Annotated in this window: 9 protein-coding genes; all 9 read right to left on the reverse strand. The window is 61.3% G+C overall.

What is annotated here, in order from left to right; genetic code table 11:
* Positions 1 to 329, reverse strand: a 329-nt coding sequence (locus tag LAN70_18885) for a cyclic nucleotide-binding protein (GenBank protein MBZ5513218.1), incomplete at its 3' end; no start/stop codon positions are given.
* Positions 266 to 820, reverse strand: a complete 555-nt coding sequence (locus tag LAN70_18890; GenBank protein MBZ5513219.1) for a DMT family transporter — start codon at positions 818 to 820, stop codon at positions 266 to 268. The genes LAN70_18890 and LAN70_18885, both read right to left, overlap by 64 nt.
* Positions 821 to 875: 55 nt before the next feature.
* A complete protein-coding gene (locus LAN70_18895) occupies positions 876 to 1,379 on the reverse strand; it encodes a DinB family protein (GenBank protein MBZ5513220.1) in 504 nt (167 codons plus the stop codon).
* Positions 1,380 to 1,467: 88 nt separating this feature from the next.
* Positions 1,468 to 1,926 (reverse strand): MOSC domain-containing protein, encoded by a 459-nt coding sequence (locus LAN70_18900; GenBank protein ID MBZ5513221.1) that lies wholly within the window; start codon positions 1,924 to 1,926, stop codon positions 1,468 to 1,470.
* A gap of 16 nt (positions 1,927 to 1,942) precedes the next feature.
* On the reverse strand, positions 1,943 to 3,301 hold the full coding sequence (locus LAN70_18905) for an acetyl ornithine aminotransferase family protein (protein ID MBZ5513222.1): 1,359 nt from the start codon (positions 3,299 to 3,301) through the stop codon (positions 1,943 to 1,945).
* A gap of 343 nt (positions 3,302 to 3,644) precedes the next feature.
* Complete coding sequence (locus tag LAN70_18910; GenBank protein MBZ5513223.1) at positions 3,645 to 4,004, reverse strand: GtrA family protein; 360 nt, start codon at positions 4,002 to 4,004, stop codon at positions 3,645 to 3,647.
* A 62-nt stretch (positions 4,005 to 4,066) separates the two neighbouring features.
* Positions 4,067 to 4,792, reverse strand: a complete 726-nt coding sequence (locus LAN70_18915) for a CDP-alcohol phosphatidyltransferase family protein (GenBank protein MBZ5513224.1) — start codon at positions 4,790 to 4,792, stop codon at positions 4,067 to 4,069.
* A 146-nt stretch (positions 4,793 to 4,938) separates the two neighbouring features.
* The gene (locus LAN70_18920) at positions 4,939 to 5,439 is read right to left on the reverse strand and encodes a hypothetical protein (GenBank protein MBZ5513225.1); all 501 of its coding nucleotides are present in this window, start codon (positions 5,437 to 5,439) and stop codon (positions 4,939 to 4,941) included.
* A gap of 84 nt (positions 5,440 to 5,523) precedes the next feature.
* On the reverse strand, positions 5,524 to 6,365 hold an 842-nt coding region (locus tag LAN70_18925; protein MBZ5513226.1), incomplete at its 5' end, for an aminotransferase class III-fold pyridoxal phosphate-dependent enzyme.

Here is a 6,365-nt window from a genome sequence, read left to right on the forward strand (position 1 = left end):
CGCACCAGCCGCGTCACGCCGTCGTGCGAATCGGCGCAGGCGGTCACGCACGCGTCGCATCGCGTGCATTTTTCCAGGTCCAGAACCAGCAGGCTCTGTGCCTCCATCAATCCTTGCGAAAGAAACCGTTCCAGCGGCACGCTGCGCACCATTCGCAGCCTCTCGCGATTGGCCTCCTGGCGCTCCGCGGCGATCTTCTCCAGCCCCAGCCGCACATCCGGAAACTGCTGGACCATGGCGCGGAAATCCTCCGCGGATATGCGCACTAGCTCCACGTGGTCCAGGGCCGTGCACGACGCCGTGCGTCCTCCGCCTCCGAGCAATCCGATTTCGCCGAAGTAATCGCCGCGGCCAGGATGATCAGCGCCTGTGGTGAGAGGCGGATGCCGTCGCCTTCCCCGCTGGCGATGAGGGCAACTCCAGCGAAGCTTACGAACACGCCGCCCCAGCCTGCGGCCGTCAATTTTTCATGCAGCCAGAATCGCGCGGCCAGCGCGGTCCAGATGGGCACCGACGCAATCAGCAGGCTGGCGGCGCCGGCGGTCACGCGCGTCTCTCCGTAGTTGAGCGCCAGATTATAAAAACTGATCCCGATGGCGCCTGTAAATGCCAAGCCCGGGAGATCGCGCAGGTCCGGACGGCGGAAGTGAGCGATGCCGGCGTAGATCGCGAGCACGAGCGACGCAATCAGAAAACGCAGGATGGCCAAGTTTGACGGCGAATATGCGCGCAGTCCGGCGCGAATTCCGGCAAAGGCTGAGGCCCACACGACCAGAGTGAACGCCAGGGCGAACAGTGTGCGAGAGGTGAAGCGCGGCATGGAGGCCTCCTTCCAGTGAGAGTTCGTTATTAAGAAAAGTGACGGGCGCGCGACACTACCAGGTATCGCCGCCCCGTCGGGGAGGCCAGGCGCCAAGTTGTCGTCGCAGGAGCGCGATCTGGCCGGCGTGGTAGCTGTTGTGGGCAGCCACCTGCCACAGCATGGCGTGCACGGTGGATTGGCGCGGGGACTGCGGCGAACCGGCATCGCTGACAATTCGTTGAAGCGTTGCCGAATCGGACTCCGCCAGCGCGGCAAGCCGCGTCAACAGTCGGCTGAATCGCTGAGTTGCGGCCTGCCACTGTTCTTCGTTTGCTGGCTCAGGATGCGCGGGCCAGCTTTCGATTGCCTTCTCTGGGTACGGCGGGTTTTCTCCCGCGACCTTGCGCAAATCGTATTCCATCCAGAAGTTCATGTGCTCGACGATCTGCCAGATGGAGTGGGGATAGCCCTCGACGGTGCGAGTCGCGAGTTCCGCCGGGATATCTTCCACGCAGGCGACGGGGTCCACGTGTGCGCCTTTGCCGTACACCAGCTCGCGGAGTGTGGTGTCGCCCATAAATTCCTTCCTTGCTCAACAGCAGCTGCAGCACGGGCTTACAGTGCGCGGGCAAGTTGCCCGCGCGGCAGCCGGAGAGGCGCCGGCGCTACACGTTGATTCCATCCCCGACGTGAATTGTGCCTTGCGTCAGGATCTGTGCGCGCAATCCGCCGCGATGGCGAAGGCCTTTGATCAATTGCCGACCCGTCACCCGCTGCAGGTGTTCGCAGGGCTCGCACAATCGGATGCCGCGGATGCGAACATCGCCGATGCGAAACTCACATCCGACCAGGTGATTCAGCGGAACGCCGCGCGTGACAATGTTGCGGCGAGCGTCGCCGGCGGCGAGTTCGACTTCGTAATCGCGCCGCAGCGCTTCGACCGCTTCCGCCTCGATCAGCGTGAGTTCGAAATCCGGCTCGGGCTTGTAGAAAGTGCCCTTACGCAGCGCGTAACGGTCATCTTCCAGCCCGACACCGGGAATCGCCAAGGCCTGATTGCGGGCCTCCATCGGCCGCTCTGGGGCGGAGGCGATGTGGATCGACTCCACGGTTCCGTTCCACATCGTGTACCTCCGGCGATTACGCGTTCTTCTCGACGATGGCAATCGATTCTTCGAGCACATCGATGGCCACGTCGGCTTCGTCTTTGGTCACGACCAGCGGTGGCGAGATGCGCACCGTATTCGGACCGCAGCCCAGGAAGAGAATGCCGCGCTCGAATGCCTGCTCAACGATGCGGTCGCGCTCGGCGTTCCCGTATTCGCGCGTCTTCTGATCTTTCACGATCTCGACGCCGACCATGAGCCCGCGCCCTCGGACGTCGCCCACGAGCTTGTGCTTCTTCGGCCATGCGGCCATGCGCTTAAGCATGTGGTCGCCGACGTCCTTCGCATTCCGCAGCAGCCCTTCCTTCTCGATCACGTCGAGCGTGGCCAGCGCCGCGGCAATGCACACCGGGTTGCCGCCGAAGGTCGAGGCATGCGAACCGGGCACCCAGTCCATGACGTCGGCCTTGCTGATGACGACGCCGAGCGGCATACCGGAAGCAATGCCTTTGGCGCTGCACACGATGTCGGGATGAACACCCGTGTGCTCGACCGCCCACCACTTGCCGGTGCGGCCCACGCCGCTCTGCACTTCGTCGACGACCAGCAGAATTCCGTGCTTGTCGCAGATGTGGCGCAGTTCCTGCATGAAAATGGTTGGGGCGATGACGTAGCCGCCTTCGCCTTGAATCGGCTCGACGAAGATGGCGGCCACTTCTTCCGGAGCTAGAACGGTCTTGAAGAGCTTGTCTTCAATGTAGCGCGCGCAGCCGAGCGCGAATTTTTCGGCGTCCTGCGGTCCGCCCTCGCAGCCACGATACACATCGGGATAGCGGATGTGCGTCACGCCGGGCACGAGCGGCCCAAAGCGGCGCTTCTGCTGCGGCTTGGAAGCGGTCAGCGAAAGAGCGCCCATGGTGCGCCCGTGGAAGGCTCCAAGGAAGGCGATCACCTGCTGGCGCTTGGTGTGATAGCGCGCCAGCTTCAGAGCGCACTCGACCGCTTCCGTGCCCGAGTTGCCGTAGTAGATCTTGTGCGGCCCGGGCATGGGTGCGATTTTCGACAGCCGCTCGGCGAGCGTCACCATGCTCTCGTAATAGAAGTCGGTGCCTGACATGTGGATCAGTTCGCCCGCCTGTTGCTGAATGGCGGCGACGACGTCAGGATGGCAGTGGCCGGTGGAAGTCACGGCGATACCGGCAGAGAAATCGAAAAACTCGTTGCCGTCCACGTCTTCGACCACGATGCCGCGGCCCCGCTTGGCCACCATCGGATAGGAACGCGTGTAGGACGGCGAAATGTACTTGTCATCGCCCGCGAGAATGCGCTTGGCGTTGGGGCCCGGGAGGGCGGTCGTGATCTTGGGGCCGATTGTAAGAGTTTTGGTGGTCATGGCAGTTTCTCCAAAAGCAGTTGTCAGTTCTCGGTTGCCAGTTGCCAGTGGTTGAGCCCAGATTCACGCAGCATGGTTGCCGCACCGGGTAAAAGCTAAGAGCTAAAGGCTAAGAGCTAATAGCTGTAACCACTGCAGGAAAGCGGAGAAGGAAGAACTAGTCGCTGCCGAAGAGGTTGGCGCGCACGTGCGAGGGCAGAACGGAGAGGTACCGGCGAGGACAGGCACGTCCCTCGATCCAGCACATCCGGAGACGCGAAATGGAGCCGTTCGAGCGCATGATGACTGAATACAGTATAGCTTGGATTCTTCTGTGGCGGAACCCCCAAAAGTAATCGTCGGGCTAACTTTCGAACACGAACCGGTCGCTGAGCAGGAAGTTGACGATGGAACAGGTAGCCACGGCGATCAGGTTCGCGATGAAGCAGTTCATGTGGAACTGGCCGACGAGCGCCCGCATGATCAGAAGATTGCCCACCAGAGAGACCAGCCCATTACTGGTGTTGAACTTGGCCAGCCGGGCGAGCGAGTGAGCGAACCGGTGCGCAGGCCGGTCGGCCCAGGTGAAGCGCTCGTGCCACAAGAAGTTGTGGATGACGGCAGTTTCAACGGCTAGGGCGGTGGCTACCAGGTAGTCGAGGTGCAACCCTGAGCGGAACAGAGCCAGGGCGGCAAGTTGCACGGCGATACCGATTCCGCCCACGGCATTGAACTTCAGCCAGCGCAGGAAAGCCTGCCGAACTTCTCCACATGGGATTTGCCTCTTCACCCGATCCTCTCTTCCCGGTACAGTCGAACGGTATTTTTCACGCTGACGAAAGTCAGCATTGCCGTCATTCCCACCAGCCCGATCGCACCGCCGACGTCGAACAGGCGGTAGCGTCCGTGGATCACCCACGCCCAGCGAAGCAGCGCCAGGTTGCCGATGGCGAGCAGGATCCGCAGCTCGGTCGGACCAAAGCGCCAGAACGAAATGTGGAACTCACCCAGCGTGTACGTGGCCAGATACGACTGAATGGAAAGCAGCAAGAAGGCAATCAGCAAACCAACGGCGATCACGGGATGCATGTATCCCGAGAGCGCCAGTCCGCCCATCATGGCGACCGCGCCGATCGAATCGATGATGTGGTCCACGTAGAAGCCGTAGCGCGGACGCTGCTGCTGGCGCACGCGGGCGAGCGTACCGTCGAGGCTGTCGCCGAACCAGTTCACCGCCAGACACACAATGGCGGCGAGCAGCATGCGGCGGTCATGGACAGCGAGGGCGTAGCAGACGCCAGTCGCGATCTGGGCGCCGAAGCCGAGGATGGTCAGGTGGTCGGAATTAACCCAGGCGGGCATGCGCTCGGCCATCCAGACCAGAGCCCGTTTCTCGGCGGACGCCAGGAAACTTCCATGGACGCGGGTCGCCTGCCGGAAGTTGGCGCGGCGAGCCTCGGCCAGGGTCTTAGGGTTGATCTGTTCCGCAAAATCGATTAACGAGGTAGCCATAACTGCCTCCGCTCTACGGCCATATGACGCCTGAAGGTTCGGGAGGACAATGCAGCGCGGGTAAAACGTGGATCGAGGGATATCTTGTTTGATGACAGCAAGATGCGAAGCCAGATCAACTGAAAGGGGGGTATGAACCAGTCCGACTACTTGAGATCCGCATAAGACTGGCACTGAGTGAGAGTGTCTGGCTTCAGCAAATCCTTAGCCCGAACCTCAAACCTTGGCTGGCCTTCGATTCGCCGGATAGCTCTTGCAATGTGCTCCTGCGTCCATATACCCCATAATGGAGCTTCTACAAAATCTACGCCCTCTTTTCTAAAGGCTGCGCCTTCTTTGTTCGATCTGACAAACTTGGCGTTGTTCTGAATGTTGAAGATTCGGCGACCTTTCTTCTGACTGATGAAGACACTGAACACCCAGCCGTCAGAACGGCCAGCACCGGCGTAGACCACCACATAGAGAACTTCCTGGCCTGGATAAGACGTCGTATCGTCCAGGTATCCTAGACTCAGCGCAGTCGCTTTCGAGGGCGGCAGAAATTTCTTGGTCGCTAGACATTGAGCGGCCTCACGCAGAAGCTCAGGAGCCTGCTCTTGGGCACAGGCAAGTGTGCTAAGAAACCCTAGGAACAGTATCAGCGCCAAGTATCTATTCATCTCTGCCGTCCCACGTCGTTGCGTCATAGAGTCCACGAGCCTTGAAACCAAACCCACAGGTGGCCGTCTGGCCTACGACGCCTCTTTGATCGCGGACCGCAGTTGCTCGACAGCCCAATCGATTTGCTCTGCAGTGATCACCGCCGGCGGCGCAATCAGCAGGTGGTCGCCAGCGACGCCGTCCACCGAACCCTGCATGGGATAAACCAGCAGCCCTCGGCGAAGACATGCCTGCCCAACCAAGCCGGAAAAGTTCTTCTCTTGCGGAAAAGGTGCCTTGGTCTTTTTGTCGGCGACAAACTCGACGCCCCACAGCATGCCCAACCCGCGCACCTCGCCGACGGCGTCCACATCGCGCAGACTTTCGAGCGCTTTCTTCAACGCAGAGCCCGGAGTTCCCTCCGCGCCAGAATCGGCGACGTGTACCAGGTTCTGAGACCGGATGCGCCGCAGCACCGCGCGTCCTGCCGCCACGGAACTCGGATGCGCGTTGTAGGTGAATCCGTGCAGGAACGCCCCCGAGCCGGCGGCGATGGCATCGACGACTTTCTTGCTGGCAATCACGGCTCCTAACGGTGCGTATCCCGAAGAAAGACCCTTCGCCGTGATCAGAATGTCCGGCGAAACCTGCCAGTGCTCGACCGCGAAGTTGCGGCCGGTGCGGCCCATACCGGTCATGACCTCGTCTGCGATCAGCAGCACGCCGTGGCGACGGCAGATTTCGGCGACGGCCTGCAAATATCCGGGCGGCGGCGTGACCGCGCCCAGCGTCGCACCGCTCATGGGCTCGAAAATAAAGCCCGCGGCTTTGCCGTCCGCCGCTTCGATCGCCCGTTCCAGTTCGGCGGCATATTGCTGGCCGCAGTTATAGCAGTTATCCGTGCAGTCGAAGGCACAGCGATAGCAATACGGCA

The organism is Terriglobia bacterium (genome assembly GCA_020072845.1).
Taxonomy (GTDB): domain Bacteria; phylum Acidobacteriota; class Terriglobia; order Terriglobales; family Acidobacteriaceae; genus JAIQGF01.

Bases quoted from the DNA above. Each gene is read 5' to 3' on its own strand.
- LAN70_18890 (MBZ5513219.1), bottom strand. From the start codon at position 820: ATGCCGCGCTTCACCTCTCGCACACTGTTCGCCCTGGCGTTCACTCTG.
- LAN70_18895 (MBZ5513220.1), bottom strand. From the start codon at position 1,379: ATGGGCGACACCACACTCCGCGAGCTGGTGTACGGCAAAGGCGCACAC.
- LAN70_18900 (MBZ5513221.1), bottom strand. From the start codon at position 1,926: ATGTGGAACGGAACCGTGGAGTCGATCCACATCGCCTCCGCCCCAGAG.
- LAN70_18905 (MBZ5513222.1), bottom strand. From the start codon at position 3,301: ATGACCACCAAAACTCTTACAATCGGCCCCAAGATCACGACCGCCCTC.
- LAN70_18915 (MBZ5513224.1), bottom strand. From the start codon at position 4,792: ATGGCTACCTCGTTAATCGATTTTGCGGAACAGATCAACCCTAAGACC.